The sequence below is a fragment of the Enterococcus sp. AAFC-DPL-5182 genome, assembly GCF_058216605.1.
Genome location: NZ_CM177101.1, coordinates 1,057,034 through 1,073,102, shown reverse-complemented (window position 1 = coordinate 1,073,102; position 16,069 = coordinate 1,057,034). Strand labels below are relative to the sequence as shown.

Annotated in this window: 13 protein-coding genes; 4 read left to right on the top strand and 9 right to left on the bottom strand. The window is 34.9% G+C overall.

Going from position 1 to position 16,069, the window contains the following annotated elements; translation table 11 throughout:
* Nucleotides 1-259: 259 nt before the first annotated feature.
* Both AC4BB7_RS04975 and AC4BB7_RS04970 read left to right on the top strand, forming a co-directional pair.
* The gene (locus AC4BB7_RS04975; RefSeq protein ID WP_490484606.1) at nucleotides 260-2,512 is read left to right on the top strand and encodes an ATP-dependent Clp protease ATP-binding subunit; all 2,253 of its coding nucleotides are present in this window, start codon (nucleotides 260-262) and stop codon (nucleotides 2,510-2,512) included.
* 207 nt (nucleotides 2,513-2,719) lie between these two features.
* On the top strand, nucleotides 2,720-3,034 hold the full coding sequence (locus AC4BB7_RS04970; protein ID WP_086312095.1) for a DUF1827 family protein: 315 nt from the start codon (nucleotides 2,720-2,722) through the stop codon (nucleotides 3,032-3,034).
* 126 nt (nucleotides 3,035-3,160) lie between these two features.
* Here the strand turns inward: AC4BB7_RS04970 and AC4BB7_RS04965 are convergent, their stop codons facing one another.
* The 3 genes from AC4BB7_RS04965 to AC4BB7_RS04955 form a co-directional block, all read right to left on the bottom strand.
* The gene (locus AC4BB7_RS04965) at nucleotides 3,161-4,420 is read right to left on the bottom strand and encodes an MFS transporter (RefSeq protein WP_490484605.1); all 1,260 of its coding nucleotides are present in this window, start codon (nucleotides 4,418-4,420) and stop codon (nucleotides 3,161-3,163) included.
* 343 nt (nucleotides 4,421-4,763) lie between these two features.
* A complete protein-coding gene (locus AC4BB7_RS04960) occupies nucleotides 4,764-5,423 on the bottom strand; it encodes a CatB-related O-acetyltransferase (RefSeq protein WP_086312093.1) in 660 nt (219 codons plus the stop codon).
* Between the two features lie 220 nt (nucleotides 5,424-5,643).
* Nucleotides 5,644-7,221, bottom strand: coding sequence for a peptide chain release factor 3 (locus AC4BB7_RS04955; protein ID WP_490484604.1), 1,578 nt, complete (start codon nucleotides 7,219-7,221; stop codon nucleotides 5,644-5,646).
* Between the two features lie 509 nt (nucleotides 7,222-7,730).
* Between AC4BB7_RS04955 and AC4BB7_RS04950 the strand changes: the two genes are divergently transcribed.
* On the top strand, nucleotides 7,731-9,221 hold the full coding sequence (locus AC4BB7_RS04950) for a helix-turn-helix domain-containing protein (protein ID WP_490484603.1): 1,491 nt from the start codon (nucleotides 7,731-7,733) through the stop codon (nucleotides 9,219-9,221).
* Between the two features lie 54 nt (nucleotides 9,222-9,275).
* Here the strand turns inward: AC4BB7_RS04950 and AC4BB7_RS04945 are convergent, their stop codons facing one another.
* From AC4BB7_RS04945 to AC4BB7_RS04935, 3 genes are all read right to left on the bottom strand, one after another.
* Nucleotides 9,276-10,652: a hemolysin family protein gene (locus AC4BB7_RS04945; RefSeq protein ID WP_086312090.1), complete on the bottom strand. Its 1,377-nt coding sequence runs from the start codon at nucleotides 10,650-10,652 to the stop codon at nucleotides 9,276-9,278.
* 167 nt (nucleotides 10,653-10,819) lie between these two features.
* Nucleotides 10,820-11,956 (bottom strand): AI-2E family transporter, encoded by a 1,137-nt coding sequence (locus AC4BB7_RS04940; RefSeq protein ID WP_086312089.1) that lies wholly within the window; start codon nucleotides 11,954-11,956, stop codon nucleotides 10,820-10,822.
* 241 nt (nucleotides 11,957-12,197) lie between these two features.
* Nucleotides 12,198-12,386 carry a hypothetical protein gene (locus tag AC4BB7_RS04935; protein WP_069633953.1) on the bottom strand — a complete coding sequence of 63 codons (189 nt, stop codon included), beginning with the start codon at nucleotides 12,384-12,386 and terminating at the stop codon, nucleotides 12,198-12,200.
* Between the two features lie 147 nt (nucleotides 12,387-12,533).
* On the opposite strand from AC4BB7_RS04935, the gene AC4BB7_RS04930 reads away from it, so the two are divergent.
* On the top strand, nucleotides 12,534-12,968 hold the full coding sequence (locus AC4BB7_RS04930; protein WP_490484602.1) for a GNAT family N-acetyltransferase: 435 nt from the start codon (nucleotides 12,534-12,536) through the stop codon (nucleotides 12,966-12,968).
* Nucleotides 12,969-13,051: 83 nt separating this feature from the next.
* On the opposite strand, the gene bph is transcribed toward AC4BB7_RS04930, so the two are convergent.
* The 3 genes from bph to recX all read right to left on the bottom strand — a co-directional run bounded on the left by bph (nucleotide 13,052) and on the right by recX (nucleotide 16,024).
* The gene (bph, locus tag AC4BB7_RS04925; RefSeq protein ID WP_010773241.1) at nucleotides 13,052-13,585 is read right to left on the bottom strand and encodes a biofilm phosphatase Bph; all 534 of its coding nucleotides are present in this window, start codon (nucleotides 13,583-13,585) and stop codon (nucleotides 13,052-13,054) included.
* Between the two features lie 473 nt (nucleotides 13,586-14,058).
* Complete coding sequence (gene mutY / locus AC4BB7_RS04920; protein ID WP_490484601.1) at nucleotides 14,059-15,234, bottom strand: A/G-specific adenine glycosylase; 1,176 nt, start codon at nucleotides 15,232-15,234, stop codon at nucleotides 14,059-14,061.
* Entirely contained in the window at nucleotides 15,224-16,024 is an 801-nt protein-coding gene (gene recX / locus AC4BB7_RS04915; protein WP_490484600.1) for a recombination regulator RecX, read from the bottom strand. Before recX ends, mutY begins: the two co-directional genes overlap by 11 nt.
* Nucleotides 16,025-16,069 lie beyond the last annotated feature (45 nt).

Sequence of the window (16,069 nt, the reverse complement as noted above, 5' to 3'; positions counted from 1 at the left end):
TATCCCTACAATTCATATAAACAAATCTTAATAAGTTTATAAAAATAGAATAAATTCTACTAACTCAATAAAATAAATAATTTATCGCTAAGTTTTTATCCCATATCTATCAGGCTAATACAAAGTTCAATTGCTTGATTCTTGCTAAAAAGATGCTATAATATTCTCAAAGGTCAAAAATGGTCAGCAGACTATTTGACTTTATCACAATGACTTTGATACATGATTAGTCTTATTACGAAAGGACGTGTTTTATCCTATGATCTGTCAAAATTGTCAACAAAATCCAGCAACGATCCACTTATATGCGAATGTTAATGGTCAAAGAAAACAATTAGACTATTGCCAAAGTTGCTATCAAAAATTAAAAGCACAAGCAAATGATAATCAACCAACAATGTCTCAACAAGATCCATTTGGTTTTGGAAGTTTAGATGATTTATATCGCTCCTTGTCTCGGCAAATGCAAGAACAACAAGGGAATCCTAATGGTCAAACACCCCCAACTCAATTTGGGGACGGAAATGGCTTTAATGGAGGCCAACCACCTAGAGGAAACGCAAATCAAGCTAACGGCTTACTAGGTGAGTACGGCATCAATATTACACAAGCCGCAAGAAATGGCGATGTTGATCCCGTTGTCGGTCGTGATGACGAAATCAAACGCGTGATTGAAATTCTAAATCGCCGGACTAAAAATAATCCAGTTCTGATCGGTGAACCTGGTGTTGGTAAAACAGCAGTTGTCGAAGGACTGGCACAAAAAATCGTCGATGGCGATGTACCACAAAAATTATTGGATAAAGAAGTTATCCGTTTAGATGTTGTTTCACTCGTTCAAGGCACAGGTATCCGCGGTCAATTTGAGGAGCGTATGCAAAAATTGATCGATGAAATCAAACAAGCGGAAAATATCATCTTATTCATCGACGAAGTTCATGAAATCGTTGGTGCAGGTGCTGCTGGTGACGGCAACATGGATGCAGGTAATATTTTAAAACCAGCGCTTGCTCGTGGTGAGTTGCAAATGGTTGGCGCAACAACATTAAATGAATACCGCATCATTGAAAAAGATGCCGCTTTAGAACGTCGGATGCAACCAGTTCGTGTAGACGAACCAACCGTTGATGAAACCATTGCGATTTTGAAAGGCTTGCAAAAACGATATGAAGATTATCATCATGTAAAATACACTGATGAAGCAATCAAAGCGGCTGCAACTTTATCAAATCGCTACATCCAAGACCGTTTCTTACCAGATAAAGCAATCGATTTATTAGATGAATCTGGTTCTAAAATGAATTTGACGATTCAAATCGTCGATCCTAAAACGATTGAAAAGAAATTGGCAGATGCTGAACAACAAAAACAACAAGCTTCTGCAGAAGAAGATTTTGAAAAAGCAGCGTACTACCGTGATCAAATCAACAAATTACAAACAATGAAAGACAAACAAATCAGCGATGAAGAAACACCTGTGATCGATGAAAATAATATTGAAGCCATCGTCGAACAAAAAACGGGTATCCCTGTTGGTGATTTAAAAGAAAAAGAACAAACGCAGTTAAAAAACTTAGCAGTTGATTTAAAAGCTCACGTTGTAGGTCAAGACGATGCTGTCGATAAAGTTTCAAAAGCAATCCGTCGTAACCGTGTAGGTTTAGGCAAACAAAATCGCCCAATCGGCTCCTTCTTATTTGTTGGACCAACTGGTGTAGGTAAAACAGAATTAGCGAAGCAATTAGCTTATGAATTATTTGGTTCAGAAGATTCTATGATTCGTTTCGACATGAGTGAGTATATGGAAAAACACAGCGTATCTAAATTGATTGGATCACCTCCTGGCTATGTTGGTTATGATGAAGCAGGACAACTAACTGAAAAAGTTCGTCGTAATCCATACAGCTTGGTTTTATTAGATGAAATCGAAAAAGCCCATCCAGATGTGTTGCATATGTTCTTACAAATTTTAGATGATGGACGTCTAACAGATGCCCAAGGCAGAACAGTCAGCTTCAAAGATACGATCATTATCATGACAAGTAATGCTGGAACAGGTAATGTAGAAGCAAACGTAGGCTTCGGTGCTGCGCGTGATGGTGTGACTAAGTCTGTTTTAGGACAATTAAATAATTTCTTCACTCCTGAATTCTTGAACCGTTTTGATGGTATCATTGAATTCAAAGCGTTAAGTAAAGAAAACTTGATGAACATCGTTAGTTTGATGTTAGACGAAGTTAATGGCTTGCTCGCTCATCAAAAAATCCATATTGAAGTATCAACGGATGTCAAAGAAAAATTAGTCGATTTGGGCTATGATCCTTCGATGGGCGCCCGTCCATTACGTCGGACAATCCAAGAACAAATAGAAGATGGCATTGCTGAGTTCTTCTTAGATCATCCAGAAGAACATGAATTGATTGCCAAACTAGATGAAGATGGAAAAATTATCGTTACAGGGGAAACAGCTATAGAACCTACGGATATAAGTACAGACACTTCAGAAGAATAAAAAAAAAGTCAATCAGGCAAACTGATTGACTTTTTTGTGTTTTTTGAGACAAATTTCTTTTTATTTAAGTCAAAAAAAATTATAATTAAGCTGTATAGATTTTATATCAATTTTAGAGAAGACTATTCCAGCTTTCTTCAAATCTGTGGATACTCTGTTTTTTATTATCAACGTCAAAAAATTAAGCATTAAATTGAGGTGAAAAAAATGAAATTAGTCAATGTAACCAACAGCTACAAACAGTTAGTCAATAAACAACTAGAAAATACCGATGCATACTTTGTCAAAGTTTATTCAGCGGGTAACACGACCGTTGTTTATACAGAAGCTGCTCAACATGTTGAAATATTGATCGTCAATAAAAAACGTGCTGTTCGAAAAACTGAAATCAACGAGATTCTAGCCTATGTCTTGAAACGTATTCCAAAAGAAAAGTATGACCGAGATCAGATTTCGATCATTGAATTAAAAGATGTTATAGAAATTTCGATTCCTATGACTTCTAGTCTAGTGGAAAGTTGAATAAATTCAATAAAAAAAGAGCTGAGCAAAATGAACGTTCATTTTGCTCAGCTCTTTAAATGCATGACTTTCTTTAATTAGTAGTTTTGAATACAGAGCCAGACTTCCTTATCCTCTTTTTTATCCTTAACTACCACTTACCCCACCAATTTCAGTATCCGTTGAATTTCTAAATAGGTACCAGCAAAGTCCTGAGACTAACAACACTGACACAGAAACAATCATCACCTGAAAGAATACATTCGTTGTGGTTGTTTTAAATAACAAGCCAATTATGATTTGACCGATTGGAACTGCACATTGCGAAACAGCCATAATCGTGGCCATTACTTTGCCAAGATTTTCTTTTGGGGTTATTCTTTGCACCATCGAAATTAAGTAAATGGAGATCATACTCATCATCATTCCAATTGGAATTCCCGTTATCAAAAATGCTGTAAAACCAATTGTATTTCCTAATGGATTTCCTGCAAACATTAAGCCAATATTCATTAGAATCAATAACAGACCGGACAAAGTAAATATCTTATAGAGATTGTTTATTCGTAATCTCTTTGTAAAAAAGCCGGTAAATATCGCTCCAAGAATTGTGGACAAACTAATCACCGACAAGCCGATACCATAAACTGCATCACTTGCCTGCAAAACAACTCTTAATACAATAGGAACTCCTACAATAAAAAATGCCGATAACGTAAAGTTGATAAGTGCTGCAATCAAAATAGCATTGAAAATAATACGATTGTTACGGACCTCTTTAAAACCATCCTTTAAATCACCTGTCAACGTGACTAAAATACCAGATTCCATTGGACGTCTTTCAAAAGGAATCCGTAAAAAGGTTTCTATAATTGCCGCCAGAATAAAAAATACTGCACTCCCTATAATCAGTTTTTGAGCACCTAATATACTATATAGAATGCCTCCAATAATAGGCGCAACTACATTTGACATGGATAGAACCCCATTAACTAAACCATTTATTTGTTCTAATTGATCTTTTTTTACTAATAGAGGGATACTCGCAGTAACTACAGGTGTATCAAAGCTACCAACAATTGATAGTAAAAATAATAGTAAACCAATCATAACAATTGAATCAGTAAAACCTAATATAAAAAATAATACTATCGCTAAAGCTGCATTCATAATATCCATTAAAACCATTAACAAACGCCGATCAAATCGATCTGCAATTGCCCCACCAATTGGAGCAAATAAGACAGGAATACTTGAAATGGCTAGAATCGTTGCAAATATATCCGCCCGTCCCGTTTTGTCCAATACATAAAGCGATAAAGCAAATCTTAAAATCGCTCCACCAAAAACTGATATTACCTGTCCTAATACCAAATATAAAATATTTTTATTCACTTTCCCCATCATTTTTTCTCCCCATATCTTATTTTATCAAGGCTTAAATACTTTGATACCTAAGTTTACCATTCTGACTTTATACAATACTCGGGCTAAAGTCTTGTATTCACTCGGACTATCGCCCTATCTTAGACTGAGAATACTATAATTAAAATTAATATGTATATATAAAAAGAGTTTAAGAAATACCTTATAGGGTTATTCCTTAAACTCTTTATATTCAAGTAAAAGATAAAAGTAAACGCAACTACTACGTTACACTTCGATCACATCAAATTCTAAGTGCTAAAGCACTACGTTTTGAACGCTTCGGAAATAAACTGAAATTGCGATAAACACTTTTTTTCGATCTCTATTTTAAAATATACTTTTTATAATACGCATAAAGCTCTTTGATAGAGTCACTCATCAAAATATCTTTCACTGATTCCACCTGCTTTGCCGTCCAATCAAACCATCTCAGTTCTAAAAGTAATTTAATTTCCTCATCTGAAAATCTCTGTTTGATCACTCTGGCAGGATTCCCACCAACAATCGTATATGGCGGAACATCTTTTACAACCATTGAACCTGCTGCAACTACAGCTCCCTCACCAATTGTAACTCCTGGCATGATCATCGCATTCATCCCGATCCAAGCATCACTTTTGATAACTGTATCGCCTTTTGGTTCGTAAGATTTCTGTACGTGACTAGCAAATGGATAGACAGTGATCCAGTCCGGATGGTGATTGTGATTACCGCCCATTAAAATCGTAGCACCACCTGCAATACAAACATAATTTCCAATAATCAATTTATCTAGATGCCAGCCCATATCTTCTACAGGGTTAAAAGCTGACTTTGTCAGTGGATCGCCCCATAAATAGCGAACACAACCATCCTCAAAATTCTGATTGCCATAGTAACCCGAATAATAAGAGTACTCACCAACCTCTATCAACGGATTTGTCACCAACTCTTTTAAGTAGACTGTATCGGACCATTTTTCAAAATTATTATTGTTTTTCATTATTTTTCCTCGCTTCTAAGTTAGTTTACTTTTTATGACTTAGAAGCGTGCTACCACTGAAACATTTTTTAATCGTCTTAAACGCCGACTCATACTTATCACTCCAATAATGTTTTTGATTATACGTACATATTTCTTTAATGTCAACTAATGAAAAAGCCATTTTTATCAACTTGAAGTCGATAAAAATGGCTGATTATTCACTTATTAAGAAAAAATCTTACATCAAGCTCTTCAATTCAACATCAGGATATTTATCTGCAAACCAACGCATTGCGAATTGATTTTCAAATAAGAATAATGGTTGATCAAAACGGTCACGAGCTAAAATATTACGGCTAGAACTCATTCGTTCATCTAAATCAGCTGGATCGATCCAACGAGCAATTTTTGAACCCATTGGAGTCATGATCACTTCGGCATTATATTCATTGAGCATACGATGCTGGAACACTTCAAATTGCAGCTGTCCTACAGCTCCAATAATATATTCTTCTGTTAGATACGTTTTGTATAGTTGGATCGCACCTTCTTGAACTAACTGATAAATGCCTTTATGGAATGATTTTTGTTTCATGACATTTTTAGCACTGACTTTCATAAATAGTTCTGGTGTGAATGAAGGTAATTCTTCATATTGAACTTTTAGTTTCCCTTCAAATAACGTATCCCCGATTTGATAGTTTCCTGTATCATAAATCCCGATGATATCTCCCGCTACCGCTTCTTCCACATTCTCACGTGAATCAGCCATAAATTGGGTCACATTACTTAACTTGATTTTTTTACCTGTTCTTCCAAGAGTCACATCCATACCGCGCTCAAATGTTCCTGAACAAATACGGACGAAAGCAATACGATCTCGATGAGCTGGATTCATATTTGCTTGGATTTTAAAGACAAAACCAGAAAACTCTTCTTCATAAGGACTAACTTCTTGTCCCTCTTCTGTCTTATGACCATAAGGTGATGGCGCAAATTGTAAGAAGGTTTCTAACATCGTCTGCACACCAAAGTTTGTTAATGCTGAACCAAAGAAGACAGGTGTTTGATCCCCTCGAGCAATTTTCTCTGTGTCAAACTCGTCGCCTGCTTCAACTAATAATTCAACTTCTTCCAATACTTGTTGGTAAACACTATCTTTGTGCAACGGCAAATCGCTTGGAATATCGCCATCCACCAATGGAATGAAACGTTCGCCATTATTTTTTTCTGGACGGTATAATTCTACACGCTTGTTGTAGATATCATATAAGCCTTCCAAACCTTTTCCCATACCGATCGGCCAGTTCATCGGGTATGATTCGATATCAAGTAAGTCTTCTAGCTCTTCTAATAATTCTAGAGGTTCACGACCATCTCGATCTAATTTATTGATAAACGTAAAAATCGGGATACCACGTTTCTTAACAACTTGGAATAATTTCTTTGTTTGCGCTTCGATCCCTTTGGCACTGTCAATCACCATGACAGCACTATCTACGGCCATCAACGTCCGATACGTATCTTCAGAAAAGTCCTCATGTCCAGGTGTATCCAAAATATTGACACGTTTTCCATCGTAATCAAATTGCATCACTGAACTCGTTACAGAGATCCCTCTTTGCTTTTCGATTTCCATCCAGTCGGATTTTGCAAAGTTTCCTGTTTTCTTTCCTTTAACTGTTCCAGCTTGGCGGATTGCTCCACCAAATAATAAAAGTTGTTCTGTAATCGTTGTTTTCCCAGCATCTGGATGGGAAATAATTGCAAACGTACGGCGGCTATCTACTTGTTCTTTTAAATGTGGATTATTCATTCGTTACTCCAATCTATCTTTTTTTCTTGAAAAAGGCTCTATTTATCTAAAGGATATTTTTACATTGGAAAGGTCTCCTACTCTTTATTCTTCAACTAGTGTAGTATATCATGGAATTACCCTAGTTTTCAAAGCCTTTAGTTAAGTTTCAAAAAAAATCGAAGAGACCAAAACAAAACTCAATGAATTTTGTCTTGATCTCTATTAATTGGGGAAGAAATAGATCTTAATAATTAATTTGTCAAAAAACTAGCATTATTACTAAGATTTGTTTTACACTTAACTAAATCAAGTATAAAGTCAGCTGCTTAATAGTGCAAATGTCTAAAATTTACAACTAAAGCAGAATCAAATACCTTTATACTGTTATTTATAAAAGAAATAATACCTATATAAAAACTTTTTTATTGTTAATTGATATTATTAAATAATCGATTATTTTTCGAATTATTCAAATTAAGACCATACTTTTTACTTTATTGGCAAATTTACGTTATAGGAGGAAGAACATGTTAGAAGCAATGATGTTGGAAGACACTGCTAAACGAAAATTGACTCTATTTAAATTATTAGTTACATTTTCTACTAAGAAACATAGCATCAATTTTTTTGAAAATAGGCTAGATTATTCTTATAGTCGCGTCGTTTATCTGCTTGAACTAATCCAACAAGATCTCACTAAAATGACTGGCGAGTCAGCAGAAATTCTGCAAGAAAATGGTGTTCAATATGAGCAATATGTTTCATATGATATGTACTATCAGTTTTTAATTACTCAAAGTGTTCCCTACCAACTATTGATCTCGATTCTCTTTTATCCAGAAGATAGTCTGGCTGAATTTTGTGAGAAAAATTACCATAGCAGAACCACCGTTGTACGAAAATCCAAATTATTAAGCAACTACTTTAAACAATTCCACATCAAAATGAATACTTCTCAATTAAAGCTCTATGGTGATGAGCGTGTCATTCGAATAACGTTGTACACTCTGATTTGGCTAGCTTCCCAAGGTACAAACTTACCCGAAATCAAGAATAATCCAATCGATTATGAGACGGTTACTAAAATAATCAGTCCATATTTTCCTGATAGTTACAGTTATTCTGCTCATAAACAAATCGCCTTAATACTGGACATCGTTTATCTACGAGTACGATCTGGTGATGTATTGACAGAACAAACAGTGATCGATCCCTATATTCCCACAAGCAAAACGCACGCAGAAACCTTCTTTGGAAATTTGATCAAAGAAACAACAACTTTGGAAGCAGAAGCACAATTTGCAGCTTATTTATTGATTTCTACTCCAAATTTTTTCAGAAATAATGACCATCGATTATCTTTGTTGAAAACCTATTTAGAGGATCAGACAAATTCAGCAACTAAGTTATTGGAAGAAGTTTGTGGGTTATTTAGTGAAGAATTCGCTCCCGAAGGCTTTTCTTGGGATAATGAACCTATTTTGTTTGGAAATGTAGCTAATATTATTTTCTCTACAACAATTATTGAAAAACCTTTTCCTACACTATTTCATTTGATCAATCATTCTCTTTACTCAAAAAATGAATACTACTACCAATTGTTTACCCATTTTAAAGCATTATTTCAAAAAATTTCTAAAAGAAAGAATTTTGACTGGCTCAAAGGTAACATCGAACAATTATCTGATACATTGGCAGCTTTACTAGTTCCTCTTTATGAATCTTTCCAAACCGATAATATTATTCGTATTGCCTTAATTGCAGAATCTAATTATTTACTTGTCCAACCTCTCACAAAATTTATTGAAGAATTACCTTTTGTTCAATTAGTAGCTTATAAATATGGACAGTTTACTTCTTTTGATTTTATTGTGGCTACTTCCTCTTATTTAATTCCTGAAGAAAGCCACCTGCCATCTTTTGTTTTTCGTTTTTCTGCCGATAATGACGAGCAATATATCGGTCTTTACCAAGCAATCAAAGCTGTTCATAATAAAAAAGGGATTAATCTAGGATAATGTAAAAAGGACACCCCAACTAAAAAATAGTTTTAGGCTGTCCTCTTTGATTTTTTATCTTCTAGGTTCGTCATCTTCCAATTCTTTACGGAAAAAACGACGATTTTCTTCTGGTTCTTCATCAACCGTTTCTTCGTCATGGAAAACAACTTTTAATGCTAAAACCCGTGTTCCTTCCATCTCTTCAGAAGTTAGTGTGAGATTGCCAACATCAAATGACAATTTCTCTCCTTCATCAGGAATCGTCCCCAATGCGGTGATCAAGTACCCTGCCATTGTGTCAACATCACTCATATGCAAATCTGTTCCAAATGCTTCATTGAATTCATCAATCAGCATTCTGCCTTGAACCAGATACTCATGATCATTGATCTTGGCATATAAATTTTCTACTTCATCCGTCTCATCGTCTATTTCACCAACGATTTCCTCTAATAAATCTTCTAATGTAGCTAAACCAACCACGCCACCATATTCATCTAATAAAATAGCCATTTGGTTCTGAGTTCTTTTTAGCTCATATAATAAATCGTCAATAAAAATCGTTTCTGGAACGAATAGTGGCTCTTGTATGATATTTTTTAATTGAATTTTGTCAAAGCCCAGTTTATGAGCTGCTTTTAATAAATTTTTAGTGTGAAGAACTCCAATGATTTTATCTTTATCTTCGTTATAAACGGGAATTCTTGAATAGTTTTCAGATAAAACTGCATCAATATTTTTTTGAATATCATCTTCGATATCGATCATAAAAGCGTCCGTTCGTGGAACCATTACTTCACGGGCAACTTTTGTATCTAAAGAAAAAACGCCTTGAAGCATTTCCAATTCATCGTTATCTAAAACACCTTCTGATTCTAACATATAACGCATTTCATCACGTGTCATTTTGGAATCAGCATCATCAAATTTCATAGGTGTAAGTTTTGAAAGTAAGTCTGTTGAAGCAGATAATAACCACACAAATGGTCTAGCAATCACACCTAGTATACGCACAAATCCAGACGTTGCTTGGGCTACCTCTTCTGATTTGTTCATTGCGATTCGTTTAGGATATAACTCCCCAAAAACAATAGAAACGTAAGTCAACATTGCTAAAATAATAATATTAGCAATACTTTTTGCAGCAGCTCCGCCACCAAGAACAGGTGCTAATCTTGCTGATAAAGTATCAGCTAGTGAAGCCCCAGACAAGATATTAACTAAAGTAATACCAACTTGGATCGTTGATAAAAAGCTTGTCGGATCTTTTAGAATCTTTAGTAGCTTTTTAGCTTTTGCGTCTCCTTCTTCTGCTTTTTGTTCGATACGATTCTTATTTACTGAAACAACTGCTATCTCCGCTGCAGCAAGAAACGCATTGATCAATGTTAAAACGATCAATAATAAAATTTGCGCGATAAGCGACTGACTCTCGGGGTCAGCATTCATAATGTGCACTCTCTCCTCTTAAAAGTTATTCGAAAAACGTTGTAATTCGTTTTCCAATTCCATTTAGTAACAAACTGTTTACTAGTTTATTTGATAAAAAACGTGACTACTTATAGTAGTCACGTTAAAATCCTATCACAAACAGCAATTAATTTCAATAATCGATGTCATTTTTCTTTCATCAACGTCTCATTTCCCTCACTAGTCAATACAATTTTTTCACTTCTGCTTTCCCGAATCATTCCTATCACATGAATGACAATCGTTTTAACGATCGCATAAAATGGAACACCTAGGAAAATACCTAATAATCCAGCAATATTTCCGGCTACGAGTAAAACAATAATAATTGTCAACGGATGGATCTGCAGTGATTTTCCAATTACATTTGGATAAATGATATTTCCGTCGATCTGCTGTACTACTAAAACAACAATACAGCAGAATACAGCTTTGATTGGTTCATCAAAAACCGTAACAAAAACAGCAGGAGCCAAACCTAGATAGGGTCCAAGATAAGGAATCAAATTAGTAAAACCTGCGATCACACCGAACAAAAAGGCGTAGCGGACACCTATCAACGAGTAACCAATTGCTGTAAACGTGCCGACAAACAAGCACTCGATCGCTTGACCACTTATATAATTAGCCAGAGTTTTGTTGATCTTATTCAATAATTCAGCAATGCTAGCTTGTCGTTTTTCTGGTAAAAAACGTTCGATTGCTGGAACTAATCGATCTCCATCTTTTAACATGTAAAATAAGATAAACGGTGCTGTAAAAATAACGATCGTAGTCGAAGCAACTGTCGACACAACTGAACCTAAGCTATTGGATAGACCACTTAAAAATTGCTGAATAATCATTCCATAGGAAATATCTAATTTCTCTATATAACTTGTTAAATCAACTTCTTTAAACAAAGGCAGTTCAGCCATTCTATAAACCCATGCTTCTATGTTACTGAACACGGTGGGCATATTTGACGCTAAACTGGCTAACTGAGAAGCTAATTTAGGAATAACACTAACAAGGATTAAAACAATAGCAACTACTAAAATCAGTAGAACCAATAGTACCGCATAGATCCGTTTCATTTTAGTTTTCATTAGTAGGTTGACGATTGGATTTAAAATATAATAAAGAAATCCAGCCACTAAAACAGGTGCAAATAACGTTGAGAAAAATGTGCCAATAGGTGTAAACAGAAAATTGATTTTCGTTGACACAAAAATCAAAGTTGCAATAACTAATAATTCCGCTGACCAAAAAAATAATTTTGATTGTCTTAATTTTTCAAACAAAGATAATCCTCCTTCATCACTAATAACAATAATTGTTTGTTAATAGATTTTAGCATAACCTGTCTTAAATAAGATAGCAATATTTCTTTCCATCTATTTTTACTTTTCTCTTTAATCAATACAAAAAGAGCATGGGCGACTAATATCAGTTCTGCTCCACACTCTATATCCGAATAAACGGAGTAAATAAAGCTTTCATTCTCTAATAAACACATCTACTTCGAAGTTGCTATTGATCGACTTACTTTTTGAAGAAACCTTTCACCTTATCCGCTAATCCACCAGCATCAATGTCAGGAATCATCCCTTTTAATTTCTCATATTGTTCGCCAATCTCATCTTTGTGTTCTTCAAGAAACTGTTTAGCTTTTTCAAAGTTCCCTTCGCCAATCAAGTCTTTGACTTTTTGTACAATTTCATCTGTATTCATTCTACACCCAACCTTTCGTTTTTTGTTATTTATAATGTACACTGCTTGTACTTTTTTTACAAAAGATATACACCGAATCATACCAAAGTTCTACTGTTCCATTTTTTGAGGTATAATAGGAAAAAATAACTATAACAGAGGTGTAAAATGAAAATAGCACACACAAAAGATACTATGAGTGATATTTACTTAGATGCTGTTAAAATTCGTCAGCAAGTTTTTATGCTAGAACAAGGAGTTCCTAGCGAAATTGAAATTGATAAATACGAAGCGGCTTGTATTCATTTTGTTTTATATGCTGATGAGAACGAAGCCATTGCAACTTGCCGTTTATTACCGCTTGAAGATGGCCTAATGAAATTACAGCGTATGGCTGTGCAAAAAGAGCATCGAGGTAAAGATTACGGTCGGTTGATCGTAGAAAGTGCTGAGCAATTTTCTAAAGAACAAGGATATAATACCATGACTTTAGGCGCCCAAATCACAGCTCTTGGTTTTTATGAAAGAATGGGTTATGTCAAAGAAGGCGAAATGTTCTTGGATGCAAATATTGAGCATTATCAAATGAAAAAAAGATTCTAATTTTTTGATGATTAAAAAGAAACTGATACAAAACTTGATTAAGCTTTGTATCAGTTTCTTTTTCACTTAACATCTTACAATGGCTATTTCTTTGATAACTCTTGGTAACGTTGATACCAAATATCTACATAAGCTTCTGAGAAAGGGCCTTTTTCGTTATTAATCCAATCTACCAACGTCTTAACATTCTCTTTTAGAATAAAATCAATATCTTCTGGATAATCCATAATTTTACTGTGGAATTCATATTCATCCACATCTAATAAACGTTTTTCTCCGTCAGGAAAAACTTTGATATCCAAATCATAATCGATATACTTCAACGCTTCATCATCTAAAAGATACGGTGACGCCAAATTGCAGTAATAAGAAACTCCCTTCTCTCTAATCATCGCTATTATGTTGAACCAGTATTTTTTATGGAAATAAACGATAGCTGGTTCCCGAGTCACCCAACGACGCCCATCAGACTCTGTTACCAAAGTATGATCGTTGACACCGATCAAAGAATACTCGCTTGTTTTTAATACCATAGTATCTCGCCATGTTCGATGCAAATGCCCATCGTGTTTGTAACTTTGGATCGTTACAAATTCACCTTCTTTTGGAATTGCCATAGTCCCCCAACTTTCCCTAGTACGAAAAATCACTTCTAAAAGCTGATTGCTCTTCGTTTGGGTGTTCATTACACCGATATCAATACAATTATATCATAATTTTCAGCTTTGCATACTAAGGAGTTTGGTTTCTTATAGGAATGAGAATTATCTATTAAAATAAATAGATTGATTTTAGTTTTTTTGATGTCAAAGTTTGGATATTTTTGAAGAAAGGTCTAGCTCTAAACAGAGCTAGACACTTCGGGGACGATGGTTTTGATGATGAGCCAAAAATTTCAATCCACTAGCTCTAAACAAAGCTAGACTGTGAAATTAGCAAAAATACACAACCTATCTTCGCCATTTCAGCACTAAAACTAATATAACATTAAATTAAAATGAGAAAAAGAGTTATTCCTCTGCTAATTTCAGCAAAATTTTGGTGCGGATCTCTTAGTGATTTTATGTGCACTGAGGGTTCGCACCAAAAATTATTCTTCTATTTTAAATTCTTTTTTATACAGTTCCAACATTTTTTGTTGAGGTTTTGGAAACACATAGCTGGAAAATTCGTCTTTTATTGCCCACTCTTGATTTTCATCCAGAGCCGTTACACTTGTTTGTCGGCCATAAAACACAAGAATATGCCATTTTAGATGGCTGAAAATATGAGTTACCTCTCCTAAGGTTCGCTTTTGCCAAACTACATGAGAGTATTTTTCAAAAATTTCTGGTTTTTCTTCCGCAACTAATAATGGTTCTTCAAAATCAAAGGATAACTGCTGATCCTCTTTCACCCACATTTTTTGTAGAAATTCAAAACGTTCTTTACTGACTTCTTCTATTGGAAACAGCCACATATTTGCCAGTAAGCCCTTAGCATCTCGTTGCTCTAATAAGAATTCTTGTTGATTATTTTCAATAATTCCGCCAATATAATAAACATCTTTTGGTTTCTGCTTTTTAGACTTAACTGGAAAATTCGTCATTGTATTATGTTCATAGCTTAAACAATACGATTGAATCGGACACTCTTCACACTTCGGCGATGTTGGTGTACAAGTCCCAGAACCTAGATCCATCATCGCTTGATTAAAATCACCAGGGCGTTGTTGGTCGATGATTTTATACATCGCTTCTTCAAAAACTTTGCGACTACTAGGTTTGGCAATATCATCACTGATCTCAAACAAGCGGCTGACTACCCGCATCACATTACCATCGACTGCAGGTTCTGGAATCTTGAAAGCAATACTTCCAATTGCTCCAGCTGTATAAGGGCCAATCCCTTTTAATTGTCGAATTTCTTCAATCGTTTCAGGCATCTGACCATTAAATTCTGTCATGATTTGTTGGGCTGCAACTTTTAAATTTCGAGCTCTCGAATAATAGCCTAAGCCTTCCCATGCTTTTAGTAGCTTATCATCTGGTGCTTCGGCTAAATCTTTGATTGTCGGAAACCATTCCATAAAACGGTAATAATAATCGATCACCGTATCAACACGCGTTTGCTGCAACATAATCTCTGAGATCCAAATACGATATGGATCTAAATTAACTCGCCAAGGTAAATTTCGTTTTTCCTTTTCATACCAATCAATAAACTCTTCTTGAAATGACTCAAGTTTTTCTGCGCTCCAAGTTTCCCAATATTTCTCATTCTTCATTCTCTAATTCCTTTTCATCAAAATATTGCTGAATCAAGTCTGAATCAAAACGTTTTTGAAACAGTCCTTGTTTAACTTTCATCAGGCGTTTATAAGGATCTAATTTGCGATGTTTTTCCCATAATTTGTCGCCTTCTTTTCTGATTACATCTAACTCTTGGTCTTCGTCCTTTTCAAAAGAAAGTTCTTCAAGAGCCAAATCAATGACTTCTCGATTAAAGCCTTTTTGCATCAAATGCATTTGAACTTTTTGGAGTGCATCTTTAAAGCTTTTTGTCCGGTAACGTCTCATCGCTTTTTCAGCAGTCGCTTTTGCTACTTCTACCTGTTCATCCATTGTATAAAAACTTAACCCATGTTGAATGTCTTCGTCATTCAAGCCTTTTCGTTTTAGTTGTTGTTCGATCATTTTGGGTCCTTTATCACTTGTTCGCATTAAAGTACGGACATAACTTTCACTAAATATTTTGTCGTCTAAAAGGTTCATTTCTTCTAAGCGGATCACGATGCTTTTTCGATCTTCCGGTAAAATTTCCTTTTCTTTCAAATAATCTAAAATTTCTTTTTTTGAACGTAACTGATAACTTAGATAATTTAAAGACATCTGTAAGCCTACATCATAAGACCCAGCTTTTTTTATTTTTTCGACCATTTCATCTGATAATTCTTGTCCTTTTAATAAACGTTGTCGGACCAGAGTATCCTCAGATACACGTAATTTTTCTCCAGAAGACAGCCAGATAAGATAAAATTGACCTTTGTCTTTTGTAATTTTCGTGATTGTTTCCATCTTTCTCCGCCTTTCTAGTGAGAACATATATTCTACTATAACATA